The sequence below is a fragment of the Butyrivibrio sp. AC2005 genome, from assembly GCF_000424145.1.
Lineage (GTDB): Bacteria > Bacillota > Clostridia > Lachnospirales > Lachnospiraceae > Butyrivibrio.
Genome location: NZ_KE384137.1, coordinates 687,520 through 703,355, shown reverse-complemented (window position 1 = coordinate 703,355; position 15,836 = coordinate 687,520). Strand labels below are relative to the sequence as shown.

Sequence of the window (15,836 nt, the reverse complement as noted above, 5' to 3'; positions counted from 1 at the left end):
TGTTAAAATATCACAGCGAAAAACCGCTGTCAAAAATTAAAAAATGCACATAATATAAGTAACTTTTGCGTTAAAGTTGTAACCAGGCAATTTTTAATAATTTTTTTTTGAAAGGAACCCAAAATGAACAAAGATTACAACAAGATTAATCCTATGAATGCTGTTACAGCAGATATGGTTAAAGAACTTTCCCAGAAGGACATTCAGATTCCTTCCGATATTCCTCATGGTGATATGCCCGGAGACAAGATTGAGATCGGTGACAGTCATATAGCTAAGGCAAAGACAATTTTCCCTAAGCTTCTTGAGGAGCTTTCAAAGGTTACAGCTTCAAACCCTTATGGCAGAGCAGTAATTACAGTATGCGGTGGTTCAGGTGTAGGTAAGTCTGAGATCGCATCACTTCTTTCTTATATGCTTGAGCAGTCAGGAATTGGCAGCTACACAATGTCAGGTGATAACTATCCTCATCGTATTCCTATGTACAATGATGCTGAGAGACTTCATACCTTCAGACAGTGCGGTATCAGAGGTATGGTTGATGGCGGCGCTATGAACACTGATAACTACAAGATAGTAAAGGAACTCCAGGAGAAGAATGACGATGCTAATGCAGAGCACGTTAAGGAGAATCCCTGGTTTGCATCTTATCTTGATGCTGGTAAGCAGGGACTTGATGCTTATCTTGGAACACCTAATGAAACAGATTTTGCAGAAGTGGATTCTATCCTTGCTGCTTTCAAGGACGGAGCTGATAAGCTTTGGCTTAAGAGAATGGGAAGAGATGAGTCAACTCTCTGGTACGATGAAGTTGATATGACTAAGAAGCAGGTACTTATCATTGAGTGGACACATGGTAACACAGACTGCATGAAGGAAGTTGACATTCCGATCCTTCTTAACAGCACACCTCAGGAGACTCTTGAGCACAGAAGAAGCCGTGCTCGTGATGGCAAGGTCGACAGTCCTTTCACTATGATGGTTCTTGAGCTTGAGCAGAATAAGCTTATGGCACAGGCTCACAAGGCTAAGATTATCGTAAGTAAGCAGGGCGAAATCATAAGCTATGATGAGTATAAGAAATTAATGAACATTTGATTATAAGACCCTCATCCGCCCTTCGGGCACCTTCCCCCAGAGGGGGAAGGCATAAATATAAAGCATCCCCAGGGGGGAAGGCATAAAATATAAAGCATCCCCAGGGGGGAAGGCATAAAATATAAAGCATCCCCAGAGGGGGAAGGCATAATATATATAAAGCATCCCCAGAGGGGGAAGGCATAAAATATAAAGCCTTCCCCTTGGGGGGAAGGTGTCAGCGAAGCTGACGGATGAGGGGAAAAAGAGAGGATTTTATGAGTAAATTTGTAGATAACGGACCTATGCTGAATGCCTACCCGGACAGTTGTGGTGGCACACTTGGTGACATAGTTACCATGCTTGAGAAGGATGAATTCAAGGACACTTTCAGTTCTTTTTATATTCTTCCCAGCATATATAACACAGACCTTGACAGAGGTTTCTCTGTAATTGATTACGGAATCAATAAGGAACTTGGATCCAAGGAGGATCTCGACAGACTTCGCGCACTCGGAATTGACTTAAAGCTTGATTTCATTCTGAATCATGCATCAGTTTTATCTCCCCAGTTTCAGGACCTTCTGAAAAATGGTGAAAAGTCCAAATATGCAGACTTTTTCATCAACTGGAACAAATTCTGGGAAGGCTGCGGCGAGATGACAGAGGAAGGATACATCCAGCCTGATCAGAAATATATTAAGGATATGTTCTTCAGAAAACCCGGACTTCCTATCCTTATGGTACGCATGCCTGACGGTAAGGAGATACCTTACTGGAACACATTCTATCAGGAGGTTCAGTACAGAAGGCCTGACGCACAGGATATAATCTCCGCTGTGGAAGATTATAAGGAAAAGAATGGCACTGCTACTAATTCAGATGAGCAGGGCGGCGGCAGAATGCAGTATATGACTGCCGAGAGAATTGCTAAGAGTGTCTGCGAGGGTCTTGATGAGGGAAAGAAACCTGAGGAAATCGATTTTGGGAAATATGAGGAATACAAGGAGGCTGTTCTTGAATTCCTTGCAAACGGAAGAAAATATTTGGGACAGATGGATCTGAACATTAAGTCGGATCTTGTCTGGGAGCACTATGAAAATACACTTAAAACACTTTCAGGCTATGGAGCTGCAATCGTAAGACTTGATGCTTTTGCATATGCACCCAAGGAACCCGGTAAGAAGAACTTCTTAAATGAGCCCGATACATGGGATGTACTTGAGAAGGTTAAGGGAATTGCTGATAAGAATAGTCTCCGTCTTCTTCCTGAGATTCACGACAGCTATGGCGCCGGAATATATGAGAAGGTTGCAGGAAAAGGATATATGACCTATGACTTCTTCCTTCCCGGACTCCTTATCTATGCAATGGAGCAGAAGAGCGGAGAGGTACTTGCACGCTGGGCTAAGGAGCTCATGGATAAAAACATCAGAGTTGTAAATATGCTCGGATGCCATGACGGAATCCCGGTTCTTGACCTTAAGGGCTTTATTCCTGACGAAGAGATTGAGAAGCTTATCGAGACTATTGTCGGACGTGGCGGTCTTGTTAAGAATCTTCATGGTCAGAAGAATATGTATTACCAGGTTAATTCTACATATTACAGCGCTCTTGGAGCTGATGATAAGAAGATGCTTTTTGCAAGAGCTGTTCAGATGTTTATGCCCGGTAAGCCCCAGGTTTGGTATCTTGATCTGTTTGCAGGTGAGAATGATTATGCGGCAGTTGAGAGAGCAGGCGCAGGCGGACATAAGGAAATCAATCGTACAAATCTCACAAATGAGATGATGGCTGAGATGATGAACAAGCCTGTTGTAGAGAAACAGCTTGAACTCTTAAGACTCAGAAACACAAATCCTGCATTTGGATTTGACTCAAAGCTCACACTTGAGCAGGATGGTTCCGTGCTTAAGTTCATCTGGGAAAAGGATGGAAACAGAGTAGCTCTTAAGGCTGATTTTGCAACCTATGACTACGAGATTGAGCAGTGAAATTTTATTACATAAAAATATAATAATGAGCTATTAAAATTTTCATAGCCATTTTATGAAATGGTTATTTTTACCACAATAATATTTATTTCTGAACGGTAAAATACTCCTAAATGAGACGATTCCCGAAATTCCTTTCGGGAAGGAATGGGGGTATAGATGAAAAATTTTAAGAGCAGACAGCTAAAATCAGCATTGGTGATTCTATTTGCCGTGCTGATTTTTTCTGTTTCAATCCCGGATTTTGCAGGTATCAGAGTTTGTGCAGAGGGAGATTCGGATGTTGCTGTAATCTATGAGGATAATACCGCTATCGAGAGTGATGGTGACGACGATGATGGCGAAGAGGTTGACGAAGAGGGCGATGACCAGAGCGATGACCAGGGTGATTCGAGTGATGATGGCAGTGAAGATTCCGGTGACTCAGATGGTAATTCGGATCAGTTAAGCGGTGAGAGCACTGTTATATATGATAATAGCGACGAGGCCATTGCTGATATAATCAGGGCTATGGAAGAAGACGAAGAAGATGATGACGACATCTTAAAGAAAGAAAAGAATAAGCATAAAGGGTATAAGAAGTGTAGCTGTGTTATTTCGAAAAAAAAGAATACCTATTACAATAAGCTTTCGGTAGGGGACGAATTAAAACTATCGGTTAAGCTTAAAGGGCGTAAGATAAGCTCTAAGAAACTCTCTATTTCATGCAATAAGAAATCCGTGGTCAGCATATCAAAAGACGGAATAATTACGGCTAAAAAAAGCGGAACCGCAAAGATTAAGGTTAAAAATCTGAGCAATAAAAAGGAAAAATGTACGATAATAGTCACTGTGCAGCGTAAGAAGTAACAACTTTTTTACTTGCTAAAACTATAGAAAATATAACAAAATGGTATTGGAGAAAAACACTTCTTCAATACCATTTTTTAAGGAAAGAAAAATGATTGCTAATCTCGAATACTATAAGGTCTTTTACTTTGTGGCAAAATGCGGAGGAATCTCTGCGGCTGCAGAAGAACTGAATATTTCCCAGCCCGCGGTGAGTCAGCAGATAAAGCAGCTTGAGAAAACGCTTGAGGTCAGTCTTTTCAGAAGAACAAGCCGTGGAATGGTACTGACCGGGGAAGGAGAGCTTCTTTTCAGATTTGTTTCCAGGGGATATGAGCAGATGGAGCTTGGTGAGCAGAGACTTAAGCAGGTTCTGCGCCTTGATGCCGGTGAAGTGCGGATAGGAGCAAGCGACATGACTTTGAGATTTTTCCTGCTTCCTTACCTGGAGAAATATCATGAGCTGTATCCGGGGATAAAGGTTTCCGTAACCAATGGTCCCACGCCTGAGACCTTGAACTACCTTGAAAATGATGTGATAGATTTTGGTATAGTTTCTACCTTTGATAATTCAGAGACGAAGGAGGGCGCTGCGGTATCTTCCTATGGTAAGGACTTTTCATATAGAAATGTCCGTGAGATTGAGGACATATTTGTTGCCGGGAGACGGTTTACTTCCTATAAGAATCATATGATCGATTTGAAGGAGCTTGAAAAAATGCCCCTTATATTTCTGGAGGGAGACACTAGTACAGGAAAATATATTAAGAATTTTCTGTCGGAAAACGGGGTTACAATACACCCTGAGTTCGAGCTTGCTACAAGTGATATGATTGTCCAGTTTGCCCTGCGTAATCTGGGAGTCGGATGTGTCGTCAGGGATTTTGCCAGGGAATACATTGAATCCGGAGTGCTTTTTGAGCTTAGATTCCAGAGGATGATTCCAAGGCGCCACATGTGTATTGTTACCGACGAAAACAGACCTATGTCCATCGCCGCCAGAAAGCTGCTTGAGTTGATGATAGATACTGCTTAAAAAGCCTTCCCCCAATGGGGGAAGGTGTCAGCGAAGCTGACGGATGAGGGGATAAAAGCCTGACGTACGAGGGGATAAAAGCCTGACGTACGAGAGATATAAGCCTTAATTATACATATCATAATTAATATCAATTTTACTTATGCATGTTTTTATAGTATAGTAACTATGCTGATGGCATCAAACAACTACCGCCATGCAGCAGAAATGGAGAATAAAATGGTAAAAGCAGTTGTTGGAGCAAACTGGGGTGATGAAGGAAAAGGCAAGATCACAGACATGATGGCTGATCAGGCCGACGTGGTTATCCGTTTCCAGGGCGGTGCCAATGCAGGACACACAATCGTTAATGAGTATGGTAAATTCGCACTTCATACTCTTCCGTCCGGAGTTTTTCACCAGCATATTACAAATATAATTGGTAATGGTGTGGCACTTAACATACCTGTACTTATCGGAGAACTTAAGTCAGTAGTTGAGAAGAACGTGCCTCAGCCTAACCTTCTTATTTCAGATCGTTGCCAGATCGTAATGCCTTATCACATCCTTTTTGACCAGTATGAAGAGGAGAGACTTGGTGGTAAGTCATTTGGTTCAACTAAGTCTGGTATTGCACCTTTCTATTCAGATAAATACGCAAAGATTGGTTTCCAGGTTAATGAGCTCTTTGATGAGGAGCTTCTTAAGGAAAAGGTTGAGAGAGTTCTTGTAACAAAGAATATTCTTTTGAAAGAACTTTATCATAAGCCGGAGATCGATCCCACTGAGCTTCTTGAGACACTTCATGAGTGGAGAGATATGGTTAAGCCTTATGTGGCAGACACATCTCTTTTCCTTGATAAGGCAATTAAGGAAAACAAGACAATTCTTCTTGAGGGTCAGCTTGGAACAATGAAGGACCCTGACCACGGAATTTATCCTATGGTTACTTCTTCATCAACACTTGCAGCATACGGCGCAATCGGCGCAGGTATCGCACCTTATGAGATAAAGGAAATCGTAGTTGTAAACAAGGCATATTCTTCTGCAGTTGGAGCAGGCGCTTTCACATCAGAAATCTTTGGTGATGAGGCAGACGAGCTCAGAAGACGCGGTGGCGACGGCGGTGAGTACGGCGCTACAACAGGACGTCCCCGTCGTATGGGATGGTATGACTGTGTAGCCAGCAAGTATGGCTGCAGACTTCAGGGGGCAACAGATGTTGCTTTCACTGTCCTTGACGTACTCGGATATCTTGATGAGATTCCGGTTTGCGTAGGCTATGAGATCGACGGTGAGGTTACTAAGGACTTCCCTGTAACACATCTTCTTGAGAAGGCTAAGCCTGTATATGAGACACTTCCCGGATGGAAGACTGACATTCGCGGAATCAGGAAGTATGAGGATCTTCCGGAGAACTGCCGCAAGTACATCGAGTTCATCGAGAAGGAAATCGGTTATCCGATCACAATGGTATCTAACGGACCTGCAAGAGAAGACATCATCTACCGCGAGAGTCCTTTTAGCAAATAAGATTAACCTTTAAGTTTATCCCGGCTGTCACTATCGTGGCAGCCGATTTTTGATGCTTGACACTTGGCGATATGAATTGGTAAAGTAGTCGAGGTTGATTTTTTAATCGTAGAATAAAGGAAAAAGAAATGAAAGAAAATAACAATTCAATGTTTAAGAGAGTAGTAGCAATAGTAGGAATTGTCCTACTGGTTGGAATATATGTAGTTCTTCTCTTTGAAGCTATCTCTGGAGAGATGGGTCCTGGAAGTGCGTTTGCAGGCTGCGCTGCGGCAACAGTAGCAATTCCGATTGCGCTGTGGCTGATATTGTGGGTGTACACAGCATTAACGGGGAAAAAGACAGTGGCTTCAGCTGATCCTTATGGCGATTACGACAATAAGGAAGATAAGTAAATTAGAGGTTAGTATTATGGCAATAAATACAGTTATATTTGATATAGGAAATGTTCTTGTTGATTTTCGCTGGGAGGATTTCCTCCGCGATAAGGGCTATGATGAAGAAATGGTTCAGCGCATCGGAGATGCAAGTGTAAGATCCGAGGCATGGAATGAATTTGACAAGGGAGTACTTGACTCTAAGGGAATAATAGACGGTTTTGTTAAAAACGATCCTTCTATAGAAAAAGAACTCCGTGAGGCATTCGCAGATCTTACAGGACTTCTTGGCAAAAGGGAACGCACAATTCCCTGGATTAAGGCACTTAAAAAGAAAGGCTATAAGGTGCTTGTTCTTTCTAATTTCTCAAAGCAGGCACTTGAACCCAATCTGTTCATGAATGAATTCCTCGATGAAGTAGATGGCGGAATTCTGAGCTACAGATATAAAATCATTAAGCCTGACAGAGCGATATTTGAGTTAATTACGGATAAATATGATCTTGTACCGGAAGAGTGCGTTTTCATTGATGATACTGTAAAGAACATTGAGGCAGCTAAGAAATTCGGAATGCATGGTATTGTATTTGAATCATATGAACAGGTTGACAGAGAACTGTCGGATAAAGGCGTTGTGTTTGATATTAAAGAGATTGCATGAAAATAAAGTTAAAAAATGTGTTGACAACATCATTCGTGGGTGTTATTCTATCACAGTATGAAAACAAAGCAGAGGTATCCACTCTCACCCTGCGGCTAGGCTGGCAGCGGTTAATACATTTATAATACGGTTAGGAGATTTGAGATTAACCGGATTTTGTTTGAATGTTCAGTGGATTCTTTTGCGAATCCACTTTTTTATTGTTTCGTTTATTGAATTGGAGGTACAAAACAATTAGCAACAACGATTTATTCATCAATGAACAGATCAGAGACAAAGAGGTTCGTGTAATTGGAGTTGACAATGAACAGCTTGGGGTAATGTCAATTCAGGAGGCAAGGAAGCTTGCAGATGAAGCCGGTGTAGATCTGGTTAAGATTGCGCCTAATGCTAAGCCGCCTGTATGCCGCATCGTTGATTACGGTAAGTTCAAGTATGAACAGCTTCGCAAAGAAAAGGAAGCACGTAAGAAACAGAAGACTGTTGAAATAAAAGAAATTCGTTTGTCTCCTAACATAGATACAAACGATCTTAATACCAAGGTTAACGCAGCAAAGAAATTCCTTGAAAAAGGAAACAGAGTTAAGGTTACTCTGAGATTCAGAGGGCGTGAGATGGCACACATGGGTGCAAGCGTTCACATTCTTACAGACTTTGCTGAGGCACTTGGCGATATAGCTGTTATTGATAAACAGCCTAAGGTTGAGGGACGTAGTATGACCATGTTCCTTACTGAGAAGAAGTAATAGATTGTTTCTCTTCAATAACCCATAGGAGAGTTACATATATAGTAATTGTTCAGACCATTTTTATGGATGATTACACTGCTTAAATTAGCAGAGCATTTAATAATTTACAGCATAGGAGGATTTAGTTATGCAGCACAAGATGAAAACAAACAGATCTGCTGCCAAGCGTTTCAAGGTAACAGGCACAGGTAAGCTGATCCGTAACAAGGCGTACAAGCGTCACATTCTTACAAAGAAGTCTACAAAGAGAAAGAGAAATCTTAGACAGGCAGCAGTAGTTGATGCTACTAATGTTAAGACAATGAAGAAGATTCTGCCTTACGTTTAATCTTAAGAATTATCGTATAAGAGCAGTACCATTTTATCGAAAAAATTTAGGAGGAAACCGAAATGGCAAGAATTAAAGGTGGCATGAACGCCAAGAAGAAGCATAAAAGAGTTTTAAAGCTCGCTAAGGGTTATAGAGGCGCTAGATCTAAGCAGTACAGAGTTGCTAAGCAGTCAGTTATGAGAGCACTTACATCAGCATTCGCTGGTCGTAAGCAGAAGAAGAGAGACATGAGATCTCTTTGGATCACACGTATCAACGCTGCAGCTCGTCTTAACGGTATGTCTTATTCTAACCTTATGCACGGTCTTAAGCTTGCAGAGGTTGAGATCAACCGCAAGATGCTTGCTGAGATGGCTGTAAATGATCCTGATGGATTCAAGACTCTTACAGAGATCGCTAAGCAGAAGATCGCATAAGATCAAGATCGCATAACTTTTAATAATAGCTCCCCTCATCCGGCACGAAGTGTTGGGTGAAGGGATTTTTTTATATATTAGGAAATTCCTCCGGATTTCCTAATATATAAAAAACGCTCCGCTATGGATGCGCACTCGCGCGTATGGTATTTGTTGCATAAATGCAACCGCGCTCGGCGCGAGCATGTTGCAAGCAACATGCTTTTTCATAATTGTTCTAACAGCTTCAACAATTTCATTTTTTGAAAGTTTAATTACCAGTATCTAAACTTTATAAACATACATAAACTCTTACTTAAATAATTATGTAAACCCTTGATTTTTGCTACCTATATGGTTAAAGTACAAGATAGAGAAAGAGGGTAATTTTTTTCTGGTCAGGCAGTTTTATACCCATAGAATCACATATCTTAGAAAACTTGAAAGTTTATTTTAAAATTTGATATTTGGTATTGATTATTTTAACCAAACAATGTATCATAAAAACATAAGATAATGTGTAATATAGTTTCAAATATGATTCAGGGCAAAGCTATCGCAAGGTAGTGACGCAAAGCTAGAGGGTCTGCCGACAGGCAGATAGCCAGCTGCCAGCGCTATGATTGTTTATTGAAGCGTAGAATGATCACTATGATTATTTGCCTTGTTTGATATGGATCAAACAGGGCTTTTTTTATGGAACACAATGCCATATTAAAAGCCTGTGAAGTAGTAAGGAAGTTTGGTATGGCCAGAAACAGTAACGGATTTGAAAAAGCACAGGAATATTTAAAACGACATCTCGTCTTAAAAAGATGGATATCAGTAATGCTTGTTGTAGCACTACTGATAACCACAGCTACTTTTTATGCTATGAATAAAGCGGCATCAGCAGTGACCGAAGAAGGTGCCGATGAGATAGGAATGGTACTGGAAGAAAATTCCGGTGAAGGATCAGACGGTGGAGATGACGGAGTAGTTTTTGCAGATGATGAGGAGGAAAGTGATTCAGAGGAATCCTACGAGGATTCAGACGACGGAGAATCAGAGGAATACACAGAAGAAAGCGCAGAATCTGATGAAAATTCTGAATCAGGGGAAGCAACAGATTCAGAAGAGTATGCAGGATCCGAAGAGAACACAGAGAATATAGAGGGCTCCGAGAATACTGAGAACCAGGAAGGTACTGAAGAAAACAGTAATTCCGAAGAGAATGCAAATCAGGATGAAAACGGCACTAACGAAGAAAATGCTAATCCTGAGGAAAACAGCAATTCCGAAGAAAATGCTAATCAGGAGGGAGATGGGGCTACAGAAGGAAGTGCCAATCCTGAAGAAAATGCTAATCCTGAAGAGGCTGCCAATCCGGAGCAGGCAGAAGGAAACGGTGAGAACGGAGAAACAGAAAATACTGAAAATAAAGAAGGTACAGAAGAGGCCAAGGAAACAGAGGAAAAGGAAATCACTCAGGACATAGTTCTGAAGGTATCCTACGTTGATGAAGAGGACAATATTATAGTTGATCAGGACGAGAATGCATATGCTGATGAAACTGAAGTTGTTTTGGATGAAAGCGTAAAATTTCCTGATGATGCAGCTGAGCTTGAAGGCTATAAATTTGCAAAGGTAAAATTTGATGACCTTGAGATCACGAAGGTAGAAGTAAAGAAGTATCAGTCTGCTGATGGTGCTGAATACACTTACTATGAGTTTATATCAGAGGAACAGCCTTCCTACGATGAATATGAAAAGACTGACGATGAAAAATATGTAACCACAATAAAGGAAGATTCGAACCTTATTTTCATATATGAGAAGGAGGAATCCGAAGAAGAGACAGAGGATGAAGAGAATACTGAAGACTCTGAAGAAAAAACACAGGAAGAAGGCAAGATTACAGAAGAGAATATACCGGAGTCTGTAGATCTTGCAGAGTACGTTACGGAAACTGTCATCGAAAGACAGAAAGAGGACGGAACCTGGGAGGTTATCACAGAAAGCGACATTAAGGCAGGTGATCATCTCAGGATTACTGTTAAATACAGCATGCCCGAGGAGGCAGCGCTTAGCGATGATATCCACATGGATGTACCTGAGCAGTACGGTAACGTTATCTCATCAGAGTCTGAGCTTGATGATGGTAATGGAACCTATCAGGCTACAGAAGATAACAAGATCATTGTTAACTATAGTGATGAGTACAAAAAGGAGAAACTGGTAACAGATTCGGAAGACGGGAATAAGGAGAATACATCCGAAGATAGCGAAAAAGCAGATGAAAATGATACAGATAGCGAATCTTCAGAAGAAAGCACAGTAAACACTGATTCATCAAATGGGAACACATCAAATAGTGATTCATCTGACGAAAACACAGTAAATAGCGACTCATCAAGTGAAAGCACAATAAATGAAGATTCCTCAAATGAAGGCACTTCAAACGAGAATTCATCAAATGAGAATTCTTCAAGCGAGGGCACTTCTGGAGAAGGCACTTCAAATGACAATGCAAAGGCAACAAAAAGCGGGAGCTTTACTTCCGCTTTGCTCTCATGTTTTGCACCAGTTCCCAGGCTTTGGAAATCCTTTTGGGCGAGCTTTACCATTGTAGCTCATGCTGAGGAAGGCAGTACAGGCAATACAGGAAATACTAATGGATCACTTACATTTGAGACGATTGTGGATTCTGCAGACCTCGGAGGAATGAAAATAACCGGAGTTTCTGTTAAGAAGAATCCTACTGTTACATGGAACGCAGATGGAACCAAATCATATTCGGGTGGTACTGAAATTACAAGTGGTACGCAGGTTGATAACGGAGAGACACTTATTTTCAATCTTGATTATATGCTGGAGGTTGGAACAGTTAGTGAAGAAAATCCGACTATAACCTACGCTCTTTCGAAGCATGGAATAACTGTAGAAAAGGCAATATCAGGCTTTGTATATAACAGCAACAATGCAGAGGTAGGAAGTTTTGATATTGATGAAAGAGGCCTTGTGACAATAACCTTCCATGGTGATTTTGCAAAGAATAACAAGACAACTGTAATAGACGATAGTAATTTTTACTTCTATGCAACAGCATCAGCGGAGGGGAACGATGAGATAATTGAAAAAAAATATGACTTTGGAAATAATGTTACATTTTCAGTAATTATTTTAAACAAAAAGAGTCCGGATCTAACACTTAAAAAGGAAATAGTGGAGGATTATTCGCAGGAAACCGGAAAAATAAAATATAAGATTACAATAACCACTGAGAACGGTACAGGAACTGATATTCAGTTTAATGACTGGTTTGAAGTTTATAACAATATACCCACTAACAGAACCTTTTCGCAGGAACTCAGTGATATTGTTAATACTGCAGGTGGCCAGGATGTTGTAGTTGTTAAGAAAAAAAGCGATGGAAGTACGGAAGATGGCTCATCTTATGTATATAAAAAAAATAACAAGGTGTATTTGAAACAGATGGAGCCGGGAGAGACTTACGAAGCAACATATTCGATAAATGTTCCTGAGAGAATAGCTTCTACAACTACAGATCTTAGATTAAAAAACCATGCGCAGGCTTTCTATGATAATGATAAACAACGGGATGCAGAAGTATTTACTGATTTTACAGGCTCTGCTCCATTGATAAAAAAGGAATGCAGCAATGTAAAGAAGTCGAATAGTCAGGTGACCTGGACTATAACCATAAATGAAGGGCATGTTAATCTGAAGGACTATACATTAACAGACCTGATTTACTCCTACGGAACAAACGGATGGACACAGATTACCACACCCTATACAGGGACTCTTACTGTAAAAAGTGTTGATAAAGGTAGTGGCACGTCAGCCGGGACGTTAAGTCAGGGCAGTACAATAACACTTGGAGAAGCAGGATATACCTTCACTCAGGATGACTATTGTAAGTATGAATTAACCTATACATATACTTATTCTGAAGCAAACCTTATATATGGCAGTTTGAAAAATGAAGCACGACTTTGGCTTCAGAATACAAAGACAGGTAATTCTGTTATAGCCGAAAAGTGGATTGGATACCCAAAGCCTTTAAGCAAATCTGCAGAGGGAGTCAGTATAAACGATGATGGTTCTGCAGAGATAACCTGGAAGGTTACACTTAACGCTCCAATCAAAAGAAATGAAGGAAATAACAGCGCGGAATATTGGAGATTTTATGAAAACCTTACTGATGACAATGAGGTTTTCACCTCTTCTGATCTACAAAAATTAAATAATGCTATTAGTAACGTATACAGTGGAAGATATGAGGTATCAACATCAGGCAATAAAACATTAGCTAATGGAATTAGCGGATGTAAAAACATTGAAATCAGGTTTTATGGTGATATAACAGAGACGGTTTCCTTTACATATACTACGACCGGTTACACCGGAGATGGGGACAACACTGTTAGATTTACAAACAAAGCGGCTGCGTATAACAAGGATGTCTATGCTCAAACGGCTGAGCAATCCTATGCACCTTTTATCAAAAAGTACAATGGAAGACTGTCTGCATCCACATCTGAAACAGACTATTACGTTGACGAATGCTATCGACAGGGAATACTTACCTGGATAATTGAGGCTAATATTCCTGCAAACAATAACTATGAGACACTGTATATCATCGACACACTTCCTGAAGGTGTTTCACTTATCGAAAATGGAACCTACAACAAGACATATCTAAACGGACTTGAAGTTGCTGAAAACGCAAAATTTAATGGAGCTGCATCATTAGGAAGTGGGCAGGCTACATATAACGGTGTGACCTATACAAAATCCGGTGATGCGAAAAACATAGTCATCAGTTTTGACGGAAAGGCGGCAGCAGGTAAGAAAATATATTTCAGAGTTCATGCGAAGATAGCTTCTGATTACAATTTTGCATCGGATGAAATAGCTGAATTCAAAAATAAAGTTGTTATAAGCAGGGACAACAGCGGTAATGACAAACTTGGAGAAGCTTCCCAGACTCAGAAGGTTACCAAAACTGAGTATGCTATGACAAAGACCAGTGAATTACCATCTGGGACCCGCGATACCATAGAGTATGTGCTTGATGTTAATCCGGGAGCAGCTGATCTTTTGCAGGGAGGTGATGAACTTACCTTAACAGATGTACTTACTGCAAAAGCGCCCCAGGACTTTACTACATTTTTTGTCCCTGACTCCGCTAAAGTATATGTCGTTAGTACTGATGAAAATGGTACAGAAACTGAGACGGAGCTTTCGACTGCACAGTACTCATATACCATAAGTAGTTATGAGACAACGGCTGCCAGGTATAACAATGGACAAAATGACTTGTTCTTGGTATACAGCACAGTAGTATTTAAGATTCCTGATGAAAAGCATCTGAAGATAAAATACAGATACACATTCAAAAGTGATAATGGCGCTGATGTGGAACTTACTAACGATGCAAAGCTTGAAGGAATAGCAATAGAGAATAATTCGGCCAATAACTCCAGGAGCATGAAGATAAGTGAAGCCGGAAGTAACGCAAATACCAGAGGTATAAATGTATATAAAGTAGATGCCGAGAATTCCGGGACATTACTTCAAGGTGCTGAATTTGTACTTTATTACTACGATGGTAAGGATTGGAAAGAACAGAAGAATAAGAATTCTCAGGATGGAAAATATACCACGGACAAGAATGGATTAGTGCCTGTATCAGACCTTGTCTACAATGTCGGGTATAAATTAGAGGAAACAAAAGCACCTGAGGGATATGCAATAACAAACGAACCAATCTGTTTTTATATTTCGTCAGCAGATACTGAAAAATACAAGATGACAGTTCCGGATGACTTCTTCACGACTCTTGGAGGAAGCGAATTTAAAGCAGGACAGCCAGTATATGTGAAAAATGCCAATAACTTGACATCCATAAACATTAAAAAAGAATGGAAAAATACTGACGCTGCAACAAAGCCTTCATCAATTTTTGTCATAGTGAAAAGAAGACTTGGAAATCCTGTGAATGCTAAAGGTGGTACACAGGCAGCAAACTACTATACAGTAAATATAGACAGTAGAAATCCTAACAACACTATAAAGAAGTACATTGGATTTCCTTCTGTAAAGAGTGGATCAAAGGTAACAGTAACATTTTATAGTCATAAAAATGGTGACTGGTCGGATCTTACAACAGTTACGGAAAATGGCAAAGTAGTTGATTACAGTGGTGAACTGAACACGTCAGGAGTGCAGAAGGTTACAAAAACCTTTACCATAACCGGAAATACAACAATACAAATAAGGAATTCCAATGCGGTTGAGAACAATTCTGCACCGCAAATTAGTGCGGAGGTTTCTTCTCCGGATGTGGGTATTGACGTTGCTAAGAATTCTACAGACTCAGGAGAAGCAAGGGTTGGAGCTGAGGATGCGAAATTCAGGCGGGAAGTTACAATAACTGAAGGTGAGTTATGGAATGCTAATGTAACGAAACTGGATAAATACTATACAGATAAATCCGGTATAACATACGAATGGCTCTACTACGTATCTGAAGTAGCAAGTGTTTATTACACAGCTGAATATTCAGATAACAATAAGCAAGGTATAAATGAAGGAACCATAACAATAACCAATGATAGAAACGAAGTAGAAGCCTATGCTCTGCCATCCACCGGAGGTACCGGAAGGATACCATTTACAATAGGCGGACTTGCACTTGCAACCTTTGCACTTATTGGCGAGGAATATGTAAGGAGGAAACGGAGAAAAGGTAAATAATACTGTTTTCCATATAAAGACAAATAAATATTGAATCCTTTGGAAACGCAGTAAAAATGCGTTTCCAGAGGCTTTGAAAAAAAGTTCAAAACTTGCATATTAACTATT

Annotated in this window: 11 protein-coding genes and 1 riboswitch; all 11 genes read left to right on the top strand. The window is 40.4% G+C overall.

Annotation, left to right across the window (positions count from 1 at the left end; all coding sequences use genetic code 11):
- Positions 1 to 123 precede the first annotated feature (123 nt).
- The 11 genes from G602_RS0119950 (at position 124) to G602_RS27675 (ending at position 15,728) form a co-directional block, all read left to right on the top strand.
- The gene (locus G602_RS0119950) at positions 124 to 1,098 is read left to right on the top strand and encodes a hypothetical protein (protein ID WP_330369234.1); all 975 of its coding nucleotides are present in this window, start codon (positions 124 to 126) and stop codon (positions 1,096 to 1,098) included.
- 257 nt (positions 1,099 to 1,355) lie between these two features.
- Complete coding sequence (locus G602_RS0119945) at positions 1,356 to 3,071, top strand: alpha-amylase family glycosyl hydrolase (RefSeq protein WP_026660579.1); 1,716 nt, start codon at positions 1,356 to 1,358, stop codon at positions 3,069 to 3,071.
- A gap of 159 nt (positions 3,072 to 3,230) precedes the next feature.
- Positions 3,231 to 3,920 carry an Ig-like domain-containing protein gene (locus G602_RS0119940; RefSeq protein WP_026660577.1) on the top strand — a complete coding sequence of 230 codons (690 nt, stop codon included), beginning with the start codon at positions 3,231 to 3,233 and terminating at the stop codon, positions 3,918 to 3,920.
- A 91-nt stretch (positions 3,921 to 4,011) separates the two neighbouring features.
- Positions 4,012 to 4,935, top strand: coding sequence for a LysR family transcriptional regulator (locus tag G602_RS0119935; RefSeq protein WP_026660576.1), 924 nt, complete (start codon positions 4,012 to 4,014; stop codon positions 4,933 to 4,935).
- Between the two features lie 219 nt (positions 4,936 to 5,154).
- The gene (locus tag G602_RS0119930; protein ID WP_026660574.1) at positions 5,155 to 6,447 is read left to right on the top strand and encodes an adenylosuccinate synthase; all 1,293 of its coding nucleotides are present in this window, start codon (positions 5,155 to 5,157) and stop codon (positions 6,445 to 6,447) included.
- A gap of 128 nt (positions 6,448 to 6,575) precedes the next feature.
- Entirely contained in the window at positions 6,576 to 6,842 is a 267-nt protein-coding gene (locus tag G602_RS27680) for a hypothetical protein (protein WP_044932823.1), read from the top strand.
- 16 nt (positions 6,843 to 6,858) lie between these two features.
- On the top strand, positions 6,859 to 7,485 hold the full coding sequence (locus G602_RS0119920; protein ID WP_044932821.1) for an HAD family hydrolase: 627 nt from the start codon (positions 6,859 to 6,861) through the stop codon (positions 7,483 to 7,485).
- A 164-nt stretch (positions 7,486 to 7,649) separates the two neighbouring features.
- The gene (infC, locus tag G602_RS0119915; protein ID WP_081676083.1) at positions 7,650 to 8,231 is read left to right on the top strand and encodes a translation initiation factor IF-3; all 582 of its coding nucleotides are present in this window, start codon (positions 7,650 to 7,652) and stop codon (positions 8,229 to 8,231) included.
- A 130-nt stretch (positions 8,232 to 8,361) separates the two neighbouring features.
- Complete coding sequence (rpmI, locus tag G602_RS0119910) at positions 8,362 to 8,562, top strand: 50S ribosomal protein L35 (protein ID WP_022760514.1); 201 nt, start codon at positions 8,362 to 8,364, stop codon at positions 8,560 to 8,562.
- 62 nt (positions 8,563 to 8,624) lie between these two features.
- Complete coding sequence (rplT, locus tag G602_RS0119905; RefSeq protein WP_026660570.1) at positions 8,625 to 8,981, top strand: 50S ribosomal protein L20; 357 nt, start codon at positions 8,625 to 8,627, stop codon at positions 8,979 to 8,981.
- A 515-nt stretch (positions 8,982 to 9,496) separates the two neighbouring features.
- A riboswitch (cyclic di-GMP riboswitch) is annotated at positions 9,497 to 9,576 on the top strand.
- Positions 9,577 to 9,707: 131 nt separating this feature from the next.
- Complete coding sequence (locus tag G602_RS27675; RefSeq protein WP_044932820.1) at positions 9,708 to 15,728, top strand: SpaA isopeptide-forming pilin-related protein; 6,021 nt, start codon at positions 9,708 to 9,710, stop codon at positions 15,726 to 15,728.
- Positions 15,729 to 15,836 lie beyond the last annotated feature (108 nt).

What these genes read in the sequence shown, in the direction of transcription:
- G602_RS0119945 (WP_026660579.1), top strand. Translation starts at nt 1,356, where the DNA reads ATGAGTAAATTTGTAGATAACGGACCTATGCTGAATGCCTACCCGGAC.
- rpmI (WP_022760514.1), top strand. Translation starts at nt 8,362, where the DNA reads ATGCAGCACAAGATGAAAACAAACAGATCTGCTGCCAAGCGTTTCAAG.
- G602_RS27680 (WP_044932823.1), top strand. Translation starts at nt 6,576, where the DNA reads ATGAAAGAAAATAACAATTCAATGTTTAAGAGAGTAGTAGCAATAGTA.
- infC (WP_081676083.1), top strand. Translation starts at nt 7,650, where the DNA reads ATGTTCAGTGGATTCTTTTGCGAATCCACTTTTTTATTGTTTCGTTTA.
- G602_RS0119940 (WP_026660577.1), top strand. Translation starts at nt 3,231, where the DNA reads ATGAAAAATTTTAAGAGCAGACAGCTAAAATCAGCATTGGTGATTCTA.
- rplT (WP_026660570.1), top strand. Translation starts at nt 8,625, where the DNA reads ATGGCAAGAATTAAAGGTGGCATGAACGCCAAGAAGAAGCATAAAAGA.
- G602_RS0119935 (WP_026660576.1), top strand. Translation starts at nt 4,012, where the DNA reads ATGATTGCTAATCTCGAATACTATAAGGTCTTTTACTTTGTGGCAAAA.
- G602_RS0119920 (WP_044932821.1), top strand. Translation starts at nt 6,859, where the DNA reads ATGGCAATAAATACAGTTATATTTGATATAGGAAATGTTCTTGTTGAT.
- G602_RS0119950 (WP_330369234.1), top strand. Translation starts at nt 124, where the DNA reads ATGAACAAAGATTACAACAAGATTAATCCTATGAATGCTGTTACAGCA.
- G602_RS27675 (WP_044932820.1), top strand. Translation starts at nt 9,708, where the DNA reads ATGGCCAGAAACAGTAACGGATTTGAAAAAGCACAGGAATATTTAAAA.
- G602_RS0119930 (WP_026660574.1), top strand. Translation starts at nt 5,155, where the DNA reads ATGGTAAAAGCAGTTGTTGGAGCAAACTGGGGTGATGAAGGAAAAGGC.